The sequence below is a fragment of the Rhodococcus sp. NPDC019647 genome (genome assembly GCF_044389235.1).
GTDB classification, from domain to species: Bacteria; Actinomycetota; Actinomycetes; order Mycobacteriales; family Mycobacteriaceae; genus Rhodococcus_F; species Rhodococcus_F oxybenzonivorans.
Window position 1 is genome coordinate 73,162 of the sequence record NZ_JBIRXS010000008.1, and the last position, 16,926, is coordinate 90,087.

Sequence of the window (16,926 nt, forward strand, 5' to 3'; positions counted from 1 at the left end):
TAACGGATGGGGGTTACCCGCAGCTCCGTCTTGCGGCCGGTCAACGGTGCGCTGACGCAGGCCGGAAACATCGTCGAGCTTTTCGTCGACGTCGCACGAAACACGTTCAAACGACCGTTCCAGTTCCGCGAGTTTATCGAACAGGCCTGGTTCATCGCGAGCGTGACGATCCTGCCCACCGCTATGGTGGCGATTCCGTTCGGCGCAGTGGTGTCACTGCAGACGGGGTCGCTGATCAAGCAGCTCGGCGCCGAGTCGTTCACGGGAGCGGCCAGCGTGCTCGCTGTCATTCAGCAGGGTTCCCCGCTGGTGACAGCACTCCTGGTGGCCGGGGCTGCGGGCTCGGCTGTCACGGCGGATCTCGGTGCGCGAACGATTCGCGAAGAGATCGATGCCATGGAGGTTCTGGGTATCAACCCCGTGCAGCGCCTCGTGGTGCCCAGGGTCCTCGCGATGGTTCTCGTCGCAATTCTCCTCAACGGATTGGTGTCCGTGGTCGGTATCGCCGGCGGCTACTTCTTCAATGTGATTCTCCAAGGGGGCAATCCCGGTGCGTACCTGGCATCGTTCTCGGCCTTCGCGCAGCTCCCCGACATCTGGGTGGGTGAACTCAAGGCGGCCGTCTTCGGCGTCATCGCCGGTGTCATTGCGGCGTACAAGGGTTTGCATCCGAAGGGCGGTCCCAAGGGTGTCGGTGACGCCGTGAACCAGTCGGTGGTCATCACGTTCCTGCTGCTGTTCTTTGCCAACCTGATCTTGACCATGGTGTACCTCCAGATCGTTCCGGCGAAGGGATCGTGACCCGATGACAATCGCAAAGGGACGCGGTGACCGGACGCTCATGGCTGCGCGCCGTGTCGGGCGTGCGCCACTCAACGTGCTCGACCGGGCCGGCGAGCAGATGTCGTTCTACGCCAGGGCGATCGCGTGGTCGCCGCACACGCTCGTGCACTACCGCAAGGAAGTTCTGCGGTTGCTCGCCGAAGTGACCTTCGGCAGTGGGGCGCTCGCAGTCATCGGCGGAACCATCGGCGTCATCGCGATGATGTCCGGGTTCACCGGCGTAGTCGTCGGATTGCAAGGTTTCGCAGCCTTGGAGCAACTGGGCAGCTCCGTGCTCACCGGCTTCCTGTCCGCCTACGTCAACACCCGTGAGATCGCACCCATCGTCGCGGCTCTCGCGCTGTCGGCAACAGTCGGTTGTGGTTTCACGGCGCAGCTGGGGGCGATGCGTATCTCCGAGGAGATCGACGCACTGGAAGTCATGGCGGTGCCGAGTGTTCCGTTCCTCGTCACCACGCGCATGGTCGCCGGGTTCGTTGCAGTCATTCCGCTCTATATCGTGGGTCTTCTTGCGGCATACCTTGCGTCCCGGCTCATCAGCACTTTGTTCAATGGTCAATCGACCGGTTCGTACGATCATTACTTCAACTTGTTCCTGCCACCGCAAGACGTCCTCTACTCCTTCGCGAAGGTCCTCATCTTCGCGTTCGTCTTGATCCTGATCCACTGCTACTACGGCTATCACGCCTCGGGCGGCCCCGCCGGCGTGGGCGTGGCCGTGGGCAGGGCAGTCCGCACCGCGATCGTGACGATCGCCGTACTCGACTTCTTCCTGAGCCTCGCCATCTGGGGCACGACGACCACAGTGAGGGTGGCCGGATGAGCAACACATCATCTGTTGTGGGTCGACGGGTGCTGGGGCTGGTGTTCTTCCTTGTCCTGGCTCTGTTCCTGGCCGTCACGATCGGCATGTTCAACAAGACGTTCACCAAGGTGGTCAAGATCGGGCTGGTCACCGACACCGTCGGAAATGCGCTCCCGCCCAATGCGGACGTCAAGGTGCGTGGCCTGATCGTCGGAGAGGTGCGGTCGGCCTCCACCAAGGAGGGTGAGGTCACCTTGGATCTGGCCATTCAGCCGGACAAGGCCGAGCTCATTCCGTCCAACGCGACGGCGCGATTGCTGCCCAAGACCCTGTTCGGCGAACGGTACGTATCGCTGATCGTGCCGGAGGGGGACACGGCTCCGCCGATCCAGGCCGGTGACGTTCTCGAGCAGGACAAGAGCGGGAACGCCGTCGAGATCGGCGAGGTCCTCGACGGCTTGCTGCCGCTGCTGCAGGCGATCCCGCCGCAGGACCTGGCGAACACGCTCGGCGCACTGTCGCAGGGACTCAGTGGACGCGGCGCCGAACTCGGTCTGACGCTCGACCGGCTCGAGGAGATCTTCGCCGGACTCAACACGGAACTTCCTGCGATTCAGGAAGACCTGCGGGGTATCGCGGACTTCTCGCAGACGTATTCGGAGGCGGCGCCGGACCTGGTCAACGCGCTCGACAACCTGAGGACCACAGGGAACACCGTGGTGGAGAAGCAGAACGAGCTCTCCACACTGCTGGTGTCCCTGACCGCGACGGGTGCGAGCACGGCAGACCTCCTGCAGACCAACGCGGAGTCGATCGTGAACATCGCGGCCGATTCCCGTGAGGCGCTGCAGATTCTCGGCCGGTATTCGCCGAGCTTCGGCTGCACGTTCGCCGGATTCGCGAAGACGGCTCCCATCGCACGTGCACTGCTTGCGCCGGACGACCCGAACCCGGGTGTGCGTGCCAGCGTGCAGTTCGTCAATCCGAAGGGCCGATACTTGCCTAACCAGGACGAGCCGCGCCTGCTCGACAACCGCGGACCCGCCTGCTACGACAACGTCACCGCACCCGGCGGCAAGTTCCCGCAGTATCCAGGTGGGTCGTCGTACAACGACGGTGCCTACCAGGTGCCTTCGCGTAACCCGGGACCCTCCACCATCGACTTCTTCCCCGCGCCGGCCGGCGTACCGGACCAGGTTCCGGGATGGGGAGCCGAGGTCACACCCGCCAGTTATGCGGGTTCGAAGATGGAACAGGACACGCTCGACGTCGTGTACGGCGAGGCAGGAGGCATGGCGCCCGAGGACGTGCCGAGCTGGACGACACTCGTCGGTGCACCGACCATGAGGGGGACTGAGGTGAGTTTCAAGTGAGGGGCCTCCTTGCGCCGCTGATCAAGCTGATCATCTTTGCTGTGGTCACGATCCTGGCCACAGGTCTGCTCGCGGCCACCATCGCCAACCTCGGTGGTGGCGGCGGCACCAAGTTCAACGCGATCTTCTCGGATGTCACCTCGCTCAACGAGGGTGACGAAGTGCGTATCGCAGGAGTGCGAGTCGGCCAGGTCGAGAAGATCGCGATCGTCGACGACCGCGAAGCCGAGGTGCAGTTCACCGTGGCTGATCGAGATTGGTTGCCCGCGAGCACCACTGCGACGATTCGGTTCCGAAACCTTGTGGGGCAGCGGTACATCTCGCTCCAGCAGGGCGAGGGCCAGCAGGGGAAGAAGATCACCGCCGGTGACACCATTCCCCTCGAGCGAACCAAACCCGCAGTCAACCTCACGACGCTGTTCAACGGATTCCGTCCGCTCTTCCAGACGCTCAGCGCCGAGGACGTCAACAAGTTGTCCTATCAGATCATCCAGGTGTTCCAGGGCGAGTCGGGAACCATCACCGAACTCGTGCGGAACACAGCGAGTCTCACCAACACGGTGGCAGACAAGGACCGGGTGATCGGTGCGGTGATCAACAACCTCAACGATGTGCTCGCCACGGTCAACCAGCGCGACGACCAGCTCGATGCCCTGATCGTGAACACACAGCAGCTCGTCACCGGGTTGTCCGAGGAGCGCGGTACCGTCGGGTCGGCGGTCACGTCCCTCGCCGGCCTCACCGACGCGACCGCAGATCTCCTCGAACCCACGAGGCCGTCCATTCAGGAGTCCATCACTTCGCTCAATACGCTGGCGACGACGTTGAACCGCAACTCCGATACGGTCAACGGCGTTCTGGAAACTCTTCCCGTCAAGCTCGAGAAGCTCGGGCGGGCGGCCAGTTACGGCTCGTGGTTCCAGTTCTACCTGTGTGGAATCGACATCGTTGCAGGCCCGGGAACGGCACCTCAACTGAACTTGCCCACCGGCCTGCCGACCGTGAACCAACCGCTGTACACCAACTCGGCGAAACGGTGCTCGCTGGACGGCCTACGGGAGTTGCAAACACGATGAGAAAACGTCGCAGCCCGGCAGTGGCTGGTGCCCTCGGCATCCTCGTGGTGCTCTTGGCGACCCTGTCGGCATTCTTCCTCGACTCGCTGCCCTTGATCGGCGCCGGATCGACCTACACCGCGCAATTCTCGGAGGCTGCGGGCCTGAAGCCGTCCAACGAGGTGCGCATCGCCGGTGTGAAGGTCGGCAAGGTCACCGCTGTCGAACTTGACGGAGACCACGTCAACGTCGACTTCAAGGTCACCGATGCGTGGGTTGGCAACGAAACCTCGGCATCGATTCAGATCAAAACGATTCTGGGCCAGAAGTATTTGGCTCTCGAGCCCCGGGGTTCCGACTCGTTGAATCCCAATGACCCGATTCCGCTGGAGCGCACCACCTCTCCCTATGACGTGGTCGAAGCGTTCTCGGCGGCAGCGGAAACGGTGGGCGACATCGACTCCGATCAGCTGGCGGAAAGCATGGTGACGTTGTCGCAGGCCTTCGAGGGCACGCCGTCGGAGATCCGCGCGTCGCTCGACGGCGTCAGCAGGCTGTCGGAGACCATCGCGAGCCGCGACCAAGAACTGCGGAAGTTGTTCGACGCGACCGGTACGACGACGAAAGTGCTCGCCGACCGCAACGCCGAATTCAACCGGCTGATCACTGATGCGGGCCTTCTGCTCGCCGAACTCAACAGTCGCCAGCAGTCGATCTCACAGCTGCTGACCGGAACCCAGAGGCTGTCGCAGCAGTTGACAGGTCTCGTACGCGAGAACGAAGCCACGATCGGTCCCGCACTCGAACAACTCAACGGGGTCGTCGAAATTCTGAAGGCCAACAACGAGAACCTGGACAGGGCGATGAAACTGTACGAACCGTTCGTCCGCCTGTACACGAACGTGGTCGGCAACGGGCGCTGGTTCGACCAGGTCGTGGTCAACCTTCTTCCGCCGGGTCTCCCGGACATTCCCAGACCCCGTGATCCCGTCCGTACGTTGGGGGGTAACTGATGGCTGACACCGACAACGGAGAAACCCGGGGAACCAACCGCGGTCAGATCGCAGTAGTCGCGGCGATCGTCATTGTCGCGCTGGTGGTTGCGGGGGCGCTGTGGTGGGTGTTCACCCGCGCAGGCACCACCAAGATCACCGCCTATTTCGACAAGTCCGTAGGCATCTACGAGGGTTCCGACGTCCGTGTCCTCGGAGTGAAGGTCGGATCGATCAACTCGGTGGAGCCACAGGGTGATCAAGTGAAGGTCGAGATGCGGGTCGACCGCGGCATCGACATTCCCGCCGACGCGAAGGCCGCACAGGTCACACCGTCCGTGGTCGCCGACCGCTACGTTCAGCTCACGCCCGTCTATACCGGCGGAGAGACGATGGAGAGCGGTGCCGTGATCCCGCGGGATCGCACGGCTACGCCCGTCGAGGTGGACGAGCTGTACGCGAGTATCGAGAAGCTGTCGGCCGCCCTGGGTCCGGAAGGCGCGAACAAGGAAGGTGCACTGACCGAATTCGTCGAGACCGGCGCCGCGAACCTTGATGGCAACGGTGAGGCGTTGGGGCAGAGCATCAATCAGCTCTCGGACGCCGCACGTACGCTCAACGAGAGCCGTGGCGACCTGTTCGACACCGTCAAGAACCTCCAGGTGTTCGTCAGTGCTCTGGCTGCCAACGATCAGCAGGTCCGGGAGTTCAACACGCAGTTGGCCGACCTGTCCGGATTCCTCGCCGGCGAGCGCGAAAACCTCGGTGCGGCGCTGAACCAGCTGGCCATCGCTCTCGGTGACGTCTCGAAGTTCGTCGCCGACAACAGGGAGCTGCTCGCCGAGAATCTCGACGATCTCGTCCCGGTCACCCAGACGCTGGCCGACAACCGCGACTCGTTGGTGAACTCGCTGACATTGCTCCCGTTGGCCGTCAGTAACCTGGCCAACTCGTACGACGCGGAGTCCGGGAACCTGGCGTCGCGCCTGGCGTTCCCCGAGCTCCAGGATCCTGCCGGTGTGATCTGCAAGTTGATCGACCTTGGCAGGCTCGTGCCCGGTGATCCGCGTTTCGAAGCGCTGGGGCGTCAGATGCAGCCGTTGATCGACAACTGCAAGAACATCACCTCGCAGATCACGGCATCGGTGACCTCGCCGACGCTCGTGCTCCCGTTCGGAATCCTGAGCGGCGAGAACATCCAGCGAACGGTCACTCCCGGCACGGTGCCGGGTGTCGTGTCGCCACGGTTCGACGACGCAGTAGGCGGTGAGGGCGAATGAGGCGTTCGGTCATTGTCGGTGCCGGGGTGTGCGCTGTCGCCCTCGCAGTGAGTTCCTGTTCGTCGGAAGGTATCTACGGTGTTCCGCTGCCCGGTGGGCCGGACGTCGGGAGCGACCCCATGCACCTGACGATCCAGTTCGACGACGTGCTCGACCTGGTACCCCAGTCGGCCGTCAAGGTGGACGGTGTGCCGGTGGGTCGGGTGGAGTCGATCAAGGTGGCTCCGGACGGCTGGTCGGCCGATGTCGAGGTCATCCTCGATTCGTCGGTGGACCTGGCTGCGAATGCAGTCGCGGCAATCGAACAAACCAACCTCCTCGGTGAAAAGTTCGTGCAGTTGTCCGAACCGCCGGAGGACAAGGATCCGGACCGGTTGCAGAGCGGCGACACGATCAGCCTCGATCGCACCCGGCACGCCACCGAAATCGAGCAGGTCCTCGGCGCGCTGTCGCTGTTGCTCAACGGCGGTGGTGTCGGGCAGCTCCAGCCGATCGTGCACGAACTGAGCACTGCACTCGACGGTCGTGAAGGCCGGGTGCGCAGTTTGCTGGAGCAGGCCAACACGCTCATCGACGGTCTCAATCAGCAACGGGACGACATCACGCGGGCGCTCGACGGCCTCGACGCCTTGACGACGCGCGTGAACGAGCAGAACGAGAAGATCGGGCTCATCCTCGATGACCTGCCGATCGCTGCCCAGGTGCTCAACGAGCAACGCCCGCAGCTGACGCAGATGCTGGTGCAGCTCGATCGGCTCGGTGCGGTCGGCACGGATGTCATCACCCGATCGAAGAACGATCTGATCGCCGACCTCCTGGCGCTTCGTCCGACACTCAAGGCGCTGGCCGATGCCGGCGACGACCTACCCAACTCCCTGGCGTTCATCCCGACGGTTCCGTTCCCGGACGGAGTCGAGCAGATCGCTCTCGGTGGCTCGGTCAACCTTTTCCTGTCGGTCGATCTCCAGATCGGCGACGCGCTGAGCGCGCTCGGTGTCGGGCAGGGCAATCCGGTGTATGTGTCACCGAAATTCGGCGAGCCGAAGCCGATCGTCGACCCGACCAACCCGTACTACAACGGCAACGGTCCGCGACCGGGCTGGCCGACGATCTCACTGCTGCCGGTGCCTCCGATCGTTCCAGTCCCGACTTCGGGCCTGCGGCTCCCGGCGCTGCCCGGCACCGCGCCCGCCGGCGCAACCCCGGGCGCGGAGACACCGTCCCCGCAGAACCCGATGGGGGGACTGCTCGAGCAGTTCGGAATTGGGGGTGGACAGTGAGATCGCGACTGGTCAAGATTCAGCTCGTCGCTTTTGCCGTGGTCGCGCTGTTGGGCCTCGTCTACGTGGGCGCCAAGTACGTCCGGCTCGACAATCTGCTCGGGTTCGGCGAGTACGACGTGAACGCACAGTTCAGGGATTCTGGCGGCATCTTCACCAATGCCGAGGTGACGTACCGGGGAGTGCCGGTCGGCCGGGTCGGCGAGCTGTCACTCACGTCGGACGGACTGAACGTCGAACTCAAGCTCAAGAAGGGCGGCCCCGAGATCCCCGCTTCGGCGAAGGCGGTCGTCGCCAACCGTTCCGCGATCGGTGAGCAGTACGTCGACCTCCAGCCGGACAGCGACGAGGGCCCGTACCTCGCCGAGGGCTCGATGATCACCGAGGCCAACACCTCGACCCCCGTGCCGGTGGAGCAGGTGTTGATGAGTGTCAACGGGCTCGTCCGGTCGGTTCCGACGGACGCGCTGCGTACGGTCACCACTGAACTGGGAACGGCATTGAACGGCAAGGGCGAGGATCTCCAGACGCTGGCGGATGCTCTGTCCACCCTGACCGATGACGGGCTCGACGTTCTACCGGAAACCCTGACCTTGATCCGCGACAGCCAGACGGTATTGGCAACGCAGTCGGATCAGTCGTCGGCGATCATGCAGTTCAGCTCGGATCTCGACGCCGTCGCCGCGCAGCTGCGCACCAGTGACCCCGACGTGCGGGCGGTCATCGACAACGGCATTCCTGCCAGCGACGAACTCGGCCTGCTGGTCGATCGGACGGGGCCCAGTCTCACGACCGATCTGACCAACCTGTCGGCGCTGGGTCAGAAGCTGGCGCCTCAGGCGATCGCATTGCGACCGATCCTGATGTTCCTTCCGGCCATCGCCGCTTCCGCGTCGACCGTCGCGCCGAACGACGGAACGGTGCACCAGGGCATCGTGCTCGAGACGAACAACCCGCCGTCGTGCACGATCGGTTACGAGGGGACGCATGAAATCCTCGCCGAAATGCAGCGGCGGGATCCGAACTTCGACGACACCCAGCAGGACTTCCCGTACAACACGGAGGCCAATTGCGACGTGCCTCAGGGGAGCGTGACCGGTGTGCGAAGTGCAGACCGAATCGTGTTCGCCGATCCGGACACGATTCAGCCCTGGGATTTCAAGCCGAAGGTCATGCCGGACACCCTCAACTTGAATCCCATCGCAACGCAGCTCGCTCCGCTTCTCGGGGTTACTCCCAAGTAGCATCTCGGGTTCCATTCGAGCGAGCCGAAGAAAACAATCAGTAGGGTATTGGTGTGACGCGAACTACCACGCCCCCGGAGTCGAACTCATCGGCTCCGGGGAAGGACAGAACTCTGAAGGCCGCGTTTGCTGCGGTGACCGCACTGGTGGTGGTCGCGGTGATTGCAGCCGGATGGTTTGGCTTCGGGTGGGCGCGAGCGCTCTTCGTGGACAAGCCGATCGCCGACGCACGAGATTCCGCGTTGAACGGTGCGCAGCAGGCGGCGATCAACCTCAATTCGGTCGACTCCGCGAATCTCGAAGGATCCTTCGAGAACATGAAGTCGTCCATCACGGGCGACAAAATGAACCAGGATCTTCAGGCGACCATGGACGGGTTCACCGACCAGATGCGCCAGTCGGGTGCGACGAGCAAGGCCGAACTGATGCAGGGCACTCTGACGGAGCTGAACACGGATGACGGCCTCGCGAAGGCACTGGTCGTCGTAGCAGTCACCACGACGTGGCCTGACCGTTTCGACAAGTCCAAGGTCACCATGAGGTTGGACGTGCAGGACGTCGACGGTGTCTGGAAGGCGTCTTCCGTCGAGCCGGTGGGTGCGCGTATCCCCCTCGAAAACGGCCCGCTGCCCGCCGACGGCGCCGCACCGGCACCGGCAGAGCAGGCACCGGCACAGCAGGCACCGGTACCGACACCGGGGGAGCAGGCCCCGGCACCGACCGATGGTCCGGCCGCCCCCGCGCCGGAGTTGGTTCCGGCGCCCGGTGACACCGGCGGTCAGTAGTTGTGATGAGCCGCGCCGGATTCGTCGCCGCGGTGCCCACGTCGACGAGAGTTCGTCGTGCAATGAGAAAGTGGTGAACTATGCCCCCCAAGCGCCGTAACAACGTGCAGGACAGCGCTGCAAAGGGCAGGCGTCCCCGGGTAGCGGGAACCCGCAACCGTGTCAACGACCCGGCATCGCGAGTAACTCCGCCGCCTTCGCCCACGACGAAACTTCCGAAGAAGTCGTCGACTGATCCCGAGCAGGACCCGACCGCGAAAAGCCCCGTCGGGCAGGAGGATGTGGCGGCAGCGGCTGCCGTCGACACCGCCGCGACGCGGGACACGAAGCCCGCTGACACGAAGCCCGCGGAAACGGGCGAGCCGGTATCGATGGCGAAGTCAGCGCCGGTGAAGAAGGCAGCGCCGGGCGCCAAGACCGTGTCCACGACCAAGGCAAGTGCGGCAGGGAAGGCGAAGGTTCCCAACCTGCAGCCGCGTATCAGTACCCAATCGGCTCCGAAGGTGACCCCCGAGAGCGGCAGTAGCCGTATCACGTGGAAGCTCGTGGGGATACTGGGTGCCGTCGCAGCGGTGCTGGGCATCTTCGCGGTCGTGGCGGCATTTCAGCCGGGCGGGCACATCACCAACACCGCGTGGGTGGACGAGAGTGGCACCGCGGAGGTGACCAAGGCCGGAACCGAGGCGATCGAGTCGCTGTACACCTACAACTACGAGACGATCGACCAGGACTTCGACAAGGCCCGTGGCTACTTGAACGAGGCCAAGCGTGCCGAGTTCGATCAGACTGCGGCGACGACGAAAGACGCGGCCATCCAGACCAAGACTGCCACCGAGGCGTCGGTCACCGACATCGGTGTCACCTTCCTCGAAGCAGACAGGGCGGAACTCTTGGCGCACATGAACGTAAGTGCCACGGGAGACGCTGTGGCGCAGGGCAGTGCGGCAACTCCGTTGTCGGTCAAGCTGGAGAAGGTCGACGGCAAGTGGGTGCTGTCCGATATCTCGGACAGCGAAGGCTGAGCTGATTAACGCTCCCGGACGAGCGGCCTCGGGAACTGTGTAGTCAGCTGAACCGTGTAGTCAGCTGAACAACGAATTCGGCAGTGCGACTGGGGTAGTGCGGTTCGGTGTGCCTATCGGGGTGACGTGTTGACCGGAAAAGTCTGTGCCGCAACGGTTTTCGGGTTCCCGTTCGCGTCGGGCGGTACCCGTCGCGGCGTGAGGAATCCGGGCGCCCACCAGTTCGCCTCACCCATCAGTGCGACGAGGGCGGGGACGAGCATCATCCGGATCACGGTGGCGTCGATGATCAAGGCCACGATCATGCCCAGGCCGATGAACCGCATCATTGTCAGGTCCGAGAGGGTGAAGGCTCCCGTGACAACGATGAGAAGTGCGGCCGCGGCCGTGACGATGCGGCCGGTGTGCGCGGTGCCGATCCGCACGGCATCTTCCGTTGACGCGCCCTGTTCGTGGGCCTCGACCATCCGCGACATCAGGAAGATCTCGTAGTCGGTGGAGAGTCCGAACACGACGGCGATGATGAGGACGACCATCGTCGCGGGTAGTGGGCCCGGCGTCACACCGAGTAGTTCGGCTCCGTGACCGTCCTCGAAAATCCACGTGAGAATGCCGAACGAGGCGGCGAGGCTGAGGGTGGCCATCGCGATCGCCTTCAGCGGCAGGACGACGGAGCCGAAAGCCGGGACCATCAGGGCGAAGGTGACGGCCACCATGATCCCGATCATCCACGGCAGTGTGGCGCCCATCGAGTCCAGCCCGTCGGCGGTGAGGGCGTTGAGTCCGCCGATGTGTTTCTCGGTGCCTGCCGGCGCCGGGAGCTCGCGGAGAGTGGCTGCCGTCGTCATCGCCCCTTCCGTTCTGTCGGCGTCGTCGAAGATGGCCCGGATTGCGGTGAAGCTTTCCGTGGTGCCGACCGGAACCACGCGGCGAACGCCCGCCACCTCCGCCGTCGCCTGAAAGAACTCCGCGGTCGCCGAAGCCGGCGGAGCCTTGCCGTCGGTGCCGAACAGGACGAGAGTCGCACCGTTGTTGGCGAGCGGGAAGTCGGTGGCCAGATCGTCGACGGCGAGACGGGCCGGATGACCCGCCGGCAGCCCGGTGTGATCCAGGTCGCCGAGTGAGGCGCCGACGAGCGGGGCGGAGAGGACCAGCAGTCCGGCGACGATACCGACGGCAACAGCGACGGGCCGCCGCATCACCCGGGCGGCGACACCGCCCCAGAATCGGTGTGCCCGGTCCTCGCTACGTTCGACCACTCCCGGGCGCCAGGTGAGCGAGTTGATTCGGGGGCCGAGGATGGTGAGTGCGGCGGGTAGCGCCGACAAGGACAGAATTGCGGCGATACCGATGGCTGCCATGCCCCCGTAGGCGAACGACCGGACCAGCGCCTGCGGGAAGACGAGCATGCCCACGAACCCGCAGACGAGGAGAAGTGCGCAGAACCCGACGGTCCGTCCAGCGGTGGCCATCGTGCGCTGAACTGCGTTCGAGGTCTCGGCCCCGGACCGCAGTTCCTCGCGGAAGCGGGTTACGACGAACAACCCGTAGTCGACGGACATCCCCAGCCCGACGAGGCTGGCGATATTGATCGAGAACGCGCTGACCTCGGTGAAGTACGAGATTCCTCGCAGTGCACCGAGTGCGCCCAGGATTGCGAGGCCGCCGATGCACAGCGGGACGGCGGCGCCCACGAGTCCGCCGAAAATGACAAGGAGCAAGACCAGGAGGATCGGGAAGGAAATGGCTTCGGCCGTGATCAGGTCGCTCTCCGACTCCTCGTTGTACGCATTGGCGATCACGCTGAATCCGCTGAACTCGGTATTCACACCGTCGATGAGGAGAAGGGGTGCGAGATCGTGGTACGCGGCGATCCTGGTGTTCTCGCTGCCGCGTAGAGACAGGACGACGAGTCCCTCGGTGCCGTCGGTGGAGCGCAGAAACTCCCGGGCCTGCGCCGGCGCCGTCCAGTACGAGAGGGGAGTGTTGGCGAGCGCAGCCGGATCGATCTGCGCCAGCCGCGCGGACATCTCGGGACCCAGGGCGTCGATCGACTCTCCGGGACGTGCCGTGTAGGTCACCGCGAGGTCGGGCGTCTGGCGGCCGAACTCCTCCTCGATCAGGCTCTCGACGCCCGCCGATTCGCTGCCTGGGTCGGTGTACCCACCCAGGCTCAGCCGGTCGAACACCCCCGAACCCCAGGCGCCGCTCGCCAGCACGAGAAAGATCACCGCCGTCAGGACCAGCTTCGGGCGGGCAACGACGAGAGCACTCCAGCGCGTCACGGCCCTCCTTCCCCCGAGGTCTCGGCGATCGCGTGGGCATATTGTTCACCGCCCCCGGGCTGCGGGGAAGGGGTGGTGAACAGGCTCGGCGGGCGGTTCTCGACGACGCGGAGACGACGCGACACGCACGCTGACTCTTGACGCCGGGGTGATCACGCGTCACTCTGATGCGTGAACATGCGCTTCCGGCGCGTGGCCGAGCGCCCGGCTGGGTGCTCCTTCGGCTGCCCGACTCGACATCTGCTGAGTTTGGGTGTACTTTTGGACGTTGCGCTGGCTGCCTCCTGTCCACCTCTCGTCTCAACTGCTGTGAAGTGTTTCCACTTCTCGCCTCTGTGACGGGTTTCGTTCGGGTTGTAACCAGCGAAATTCAAAGCAGATACAGCGGCGGTCGCAACAGCACAGAGCGGCCCGCGTGAGGTGCTGGAAGGACGCATCTTGGCAGTCTCTAGCCAGACCAAGGCAGTTTCCGGAATCCCCGGAGCCCCGAAGAGGGTTTCGTTCGCGAAAATTCGCGAACCCCTCGAAGTTCCCGGGCTTCTTGATGTACAAACCGATTCGTTCGAGTGGTTGATCGGTGCGCAGAGCTGGCGCGAGCGCGCCGCCGCTCGTGGCGACAGCGCAATCTCCGGCGGTCTCGAGGACATTCTCGCGGAGCTTTCTCCGATCGAGGACTTCTCGGGCTCGATGTCTCTGTCCTTCTCGGACCCACGCTTCGACGAGGTCAAGGCCTCGACGGACGAGTGCAAAGACAAAGACATGACCTACGCGGCGCCGTTGTTCGTCACCGCGGAGTTCATCAACAACAACACCGGTGAGATCAAGAGCCAGACGGTCTTCATGGGTGACTTCCCGATGATGACCGACAAGGGCACGTTCATCATCAACGGCACCGAGCGCGTCGTCGTCTCGCAGCTGGTGCGTTCCCCTGGCGTGTACTTCGACCATTCGGTCGACAAGGGCACCGAGAAGGACCTGCACAGCGTCAAGGTCATCCCCGGCCGCGGTGCATGGCTCGAGTTCGACGTCGACAAGCGCGACACCGTTGGTGTCCGCATCGACCGCAAGCGTCGTCAGCCCGTCACCGTGCTGCTGAAGGCCCTCGGCTGGACCACCGAGCAGATCACCGAGCGTTTCGGCTTCTCGGAGATCCTCATGGCCACGCTGGAGAAGGACAACACCGCGGGCACCGACGAGGCGCTGCTCGACATCTACCGCAAGCTGCGCCCGGGCGAGCCGCCCACCAAGGAGAGCGCGCAGACGCTCCTGGAGAACCTGTTCTTCAAGGACAAGCGGTACGACCTGGCACGCGTGGGTCGCTACAAGATCAACAAGAAGCTGGGCCTGAACACCGGGCAGCCGATCGTGGCGTCGACCCTCACCGAGGAAGACATCGTCGCCACCATCGAGTACCTGGTGCGCCTGCACGCCGGTGACACCGAGATGACCGCCCCCGGCGGCGTCACGGTCCCCGTCGAGGTCGACGACATCGACCACTTCGGTAACCGTCGCCTGCGCACGGTCGGTGAGCTCATCCAGAACCAGATCCGCGTGGGCCTGTCCCGCATGGAGCGTGTGGTTCGTGAGCGCATGACCACCCAGGACGTCGAGGCGATCACGCCGCAGACACTGATCAACATCCGGCCCGTCGTCGCTGCGATCAAGGAGTTCTTCGGAACCTCCCAGCTGTCGCAGTTCATGGACCAGAACAACCCGCTGTCGGGGCTGACGCACAAGCGTCGTCTGTCCGCCCTCGGCCCGGGTGGTCTGTCGCGCGAAAGGGCTGGTCTGGAGGTGCGAGACGTTCACCCGTCGCACTACGGCCGCATGTGCCCGATCGAGACCCCTGAGGGTCCGAACATCGGTCTGATCGGTTCGTTGTCGGTGTACGCACGGGTCAACCCGTTCGGCTTCATCGAGACGCCGTACCGCAAGGTCGTCGACGGCCAGGTCACGGACCAGGTCGACTACCTGACCGCGGACGAAGAGGACCGCCACGTCGTCGCCCAGGCCAACTCGGCCATCGACGCCAACGGTCACTTCACCGACGACCGCATTCTGGTTCGTCGTAAGGGCGGCGAGGTCGAGTTCGTGTCGTCCGCCGACATCGACTACATGGACGTCTCGCCGCGACAGATGGTGTCCGTCGCAACCGCGATGATCCCGTTCCTCGAGCACGACGACGCCAACCGTGCCCTCATGGGCGCGAACATGCAGCGTCAGGCGGTGCCGCTCGTTCGCAGTGAGGCTCCGCTGGTCGGCACCGGCATGGAGCTGCGGGCTGCAGTCGACGCCGGCGACGTCATCATCACCGAGAAGACCGGTGTCGTGGAAGAGGTCTCCGCGGACTACGTCACGGTCATGGCCGACGACGGAACCCGCAAGACCTACCGGATGCGCAAGTTCGCGCGTTCGAACCAGGGCACCTGCGCCAACCAGCGTCCGATCGTGGACGAGGGACAGCGTGTCGAGACCGGACAGGTCCTCGCCGACGGCCCCTGCACCGAAAACGGTGAGATGGCCCTCGGGAAGAACCTGCTCGTCGCGATCATGCCGTGGGAAGGCCACAACTACGAGGACGCGATCATCCTGTCGCAGCGCCTCGTGGAGGAGGACGTTCTCACCTCGATCCACATCGAGGAGCACGAGATCGATGCCCGCGACACCAAGCTCGGTGCCGAGGAGATCACTCGGGACATCCCGAACGTCTCCGACGAGGTCCTCGCCGACCTCGACGAGCGCGGCATCATCCGTATCGGTGCCGAGGTTCGTGACGGTGACGTGCTGGTCGGAAAGGTCACGCCCAAGGGCGAGACCGAGTTGACCCCCGAGGAGCGCCTGCTGCGCGCCATCTTCGGTGAGAAGGCTCGTGAGGTCCGCGACACGTCGCTCAAGGTTCCGCACGGTGAGACCGGCAAGGTCATCGGCATTCGCGTGTTCTCGCGCGACGACGACGACGATCTGCCCCCCGGTGTCAACGAGCTGGTCCGCGTCTACGTGGCACAGAAGCGCAAGATCCAGGACGGCGACAAGCTCGCCGGCCGCCACGGCAACAAGGGCGTCATCGGCAAGATCCTCCCCCAGGAGGACATGCCGTTCCTGCCCGACGGCACCCCGGTGGACATCATTCTGAACACCCACGGTGTTCCGCGTCGTATGAACATCGGTCAGATCTTGGAGACCCACCTCGGGTGGATCGGCAAGACGGGCTGGAACGTGCAGGTTGCCGGCGACGGCTCGCGTCCCGATTGGGCCGAGCAGCTGCCGGAGGAGATGCTGTCCGCTCCCGCCGACTCCAACATCGCCACCCCCGTGTTCGACGGTGCCAAGGAAGACGAGCTCACCGGTCTTCTCGGTTCGACACTGCCGAACCGTGACGGCGAAGTGATGGTTGCGTCCGACGGAAAGGCCACCTTGTTCGACGGCCGTTCCGGCGAGCCGTTCCCGTACCCGGTGTCGGTCGGCTACATGTACATCATCAAGCTGCACCACCTGGTCGACGACAAGATCCACGCTCGTTCGACCGGTCCGTACTCGATGATCACCCAGCAGCCGCTCGGCGGTAAGGCCCAGTTCGGTGGCCAGCGCTTCGGTGAGATGGAGTGCTGGGCGATGCAGGCCTACGGCGCGGCTTACACGCTGCAGGAACTGCTCACCATCAAGTCGGACGACGTGGTGGGTCGAGTCAAGGTGTACGAGGCCATCGTCAAGGGCGAGAACATCCCCGAGCCGGGTATCCCGGAGTCGTTCAAGGTGCTCCTCAAGGAGCTTCAGTCGCTCTGCCTGAACGTGGAGGTGCTGTCCTCGGACGGTGCGGCCATCGCGATGGCGGACGGCGACGACGAGGACCTCGAGCGCGCCGCGGCGAACCTGGGCATCAACTTGTCCCGGAACGAAGCGGCCACGGTCGACGACCTCGCGAACTAGGTTTCGGTCTCCGGGCCCGTGAGAAATCAGGGGCC

The 16,926-nt window shown here is 64.3% G+C and carries 12 protein-coding genes; 11 read left to right on the top strand and 1 reads right to left on the bottom strand.

Features of this window, described 5'->3' with window-relative positions; translation table 11 throughout:
* Positions 1–6: 6 nt before the first annotated feature.
* The 10 genes from ACH49N_RS17430 to ACH49N_RS17475 all read left to right on the top strand — a co-directional run bounded on the left by ACH49N_RS17430 (position 7) and on the right by ACH49N_RS17475 (position 10,679).
* Entirely contained in the window at positions 7–801 is a 795-nt protein-coding gene (locus tag ACH49N_RS17430) for an ABC transporter permease (protein ID WP_109327969.1), read from the top strand.
* Between the two features lie 4 nt (positions 802–805).
* A complete protein-coding gene (locus ACH49N_RS17435; RefSeq protein ID WP_159920377.1) occupies positions 806–1,666 on the top strand; it encodes an ABC transporter permease in 861 nt (286 codons plus the stop codon).
* The gene (locus tag ACH49N_RS17440) at positions 1,663–3,021 is read left to right on the top strand and encodes an MCE family protein (RefSeq protein WP_159920379.1); all 1,359 of its coding nucleotides are present in this window, start codon (positions 1,663–1,665) and stop codon (positions 3,019–3,021) included. The genes ACH49N_RS17435 and ACH49N_RS17440 overlap by 4 nt, the downstream gene beginning before the upstream one ends.
* Positions 3,018–4,097 (top strand): MCE family protein, encoded by a 1,080-nt coding sequence (locus ACH49N_RS17445; protein ID WP_109327975.1) that lies wholly within the window; start codon positions 3,018–3,020, stop codon positions 4,095–4,097. The genes ACH49N_RS17440 and ACH49N_RS17445 overlap by 4 nt, the downstream gene beginning before the upstream one ends.
* On the top strand, positions 4,094–5,089 hold the full coding sequence (locus ACH49N_RS17450; protein ID WP_358273464.1) for an MCE family protein: 996 nt from the start codon (positions 4,094–4,096) through the stop codon (positions 5,087–5,089). The genes ACH49N_RS17445 and ACH49N_RS17450 overlap by 4 nt, the downstream gene beginning before the upstream one ends.
* Positions 5,089–6,348 carry an MCE family protein gene (locus ACH49N_RS17455; RefSeq protein ID WP_250772648.1) on the top strand — a complete coding sequence of 420 codons (1,260 nt, stop codon included), beginning with the start codon at positions 5,089–5,091 and terminating at the stop codon, positions 6,346–6,348. Before ACH49N_RS17450 ends, ACH49N_RS17455 begins: the two co-directional genes overlap by 1 nt.
* The gene (locus tag ACH49N_RS17460) at positions 6,345–7,628 is read left to right on the top strand and encodes an MCE family protein (protein WP_159920383.1); all 1,284 of its coding nucleotides are present in this window, start codon (positions 6,345–6,347) and stop codon (positions 7,626–7,628) included. Before ACH49N_RS17455 ends, ACH49N_RS17460 begins: the two co-directional genes overlap by 4 nt.
* Positions 7,625–8,872, top strand: coding sequence for an MCE family protein (locus tag ACH49N_RS17465; protein ID WP_159920385.1), 1,248 nt, complete (start codon positions 7,625–7,627; stop codon positions 8,870–8,872). The genes ACH49N_RS17460 and ACH49N_RS17465 overlap by 4 nt, the downstream gene beginning before the upstream one ends.
* Before the next feature lie 134 nt (positions 8,873–9,006).
* Positions 9,007–9,657: a hypothetical protein gene (locus ACH49N_RS17470; protein WP_358273591.1), complete on the top strand. Its 651-nt coding sequence runs from the start codon at positions 9,007–9,009 to the stop codon at positions 9,655–9,657.
* 80 nt (positions 9,658–9,737) lie between these two features.
* Positions 9,738–10,679, top strand: coding sequence for a hypothetical protein (locus tag ACH49N_RS17475; protein ID WP_358273463.1), 942 nt, complete (start codon positions 9,738–9,740; stop codon positions 10,677–10,679).
* 113 nt (positions 10,680–10,792) lie between these two features.
* On the opposite strand, the gene ACH49N_RS17480 is transcribed toward ACH49N_RS17475, so the two are convergent.
* Positions 10,793–12,964 carry an MMPL family transporter gene (locus ACH49N_RS17480; protein ID WP_358273462.1) on the bottom strand — a complete coding sequence of 724 codons (2,172 nt, stop codon included), beginning with the start codon at positions 12,962–12,964 and terminating at the stop codon, positions 10,793–10,795.
* A 420-nt stretch (positions 12,965–13,384) separates the two neighbouring features.
* Here ACH49N_RS17480 and ACH49N_RS17485 point away from each other — a divergent pair, with 420 nt between their 5' ends.
* Positions 13,385–16,891 carry a DNA-directed RNA polymerase subunit beta gene (locus ACH49N_RS17485; RefSeq protein WP_109327991.1) on the top strand — a complete coding sequence of 1,169 codons (3,507 nt, stop codon included), beginning with the start codon at positions 13,385–13,387 and terminating at the stop codon, positions 16,889–16,891.
* Positions 16,892–16,926 lie beyond the last annotated feature (35 nt).

What these genes read in the sequence shown, in the direction of transcription:
- ACH49N_RS17430 (WP_109327969.1), top strand. Translation starts at nt 7, where the DNA reads ATGGGGGTTACCCGCAGCTCCGTCTTGCGGCCGGTCAACGGTGCGCTG.
- ACH49N_RS17435 (WP_159920377.1), top strand. Translation starts at nt 806, where the DNA reads ATGACAATCGCAAAGGGACGCGGTGACCGGACGCTCATGGCTGCGCGC.
- ACH49N_RS17440 (WP_159920379.1), top strand. Translation starts at nt 1,663, where the DNA reads ATGAGCAACACATCATCTGTTGTGGGTCGACGGGTGCTGGGGCTGGTG.
- ACH49N_RS17450 (WP_358273464.1), top strand. Translation starts at nt 4,094, where the DNA reads ATGAGAAAACGTCGCAGCCCGGCAGTGGCTGGTGCCCTCGGCATCCTC.
- ACH49N_RS17455 (WP_250772648.1), top strand. Translation starts at nt 5,089, where the DNA reads ATGGCTGACACCGACAACGGAGAAACCCGGGGAACCAACCGCGGTCAG.
- ACH49N_RS17460 (WP_159920383.1), top strand. Translation starts at nt 6,345, where the DNA reads ATGAGGCGTTCGGTCATTGTCGGTGCCGGGGTGTGCGCTGTCGCCCTC.
- ACH49N_RS17475 (WP_358273463.1), top strand. Translation starts at nt 9,738, where the DNA reads ATGCCCCCCAAGCGCCGTAACAACGTGCAGGACAGCGCTGCAAAGGGC.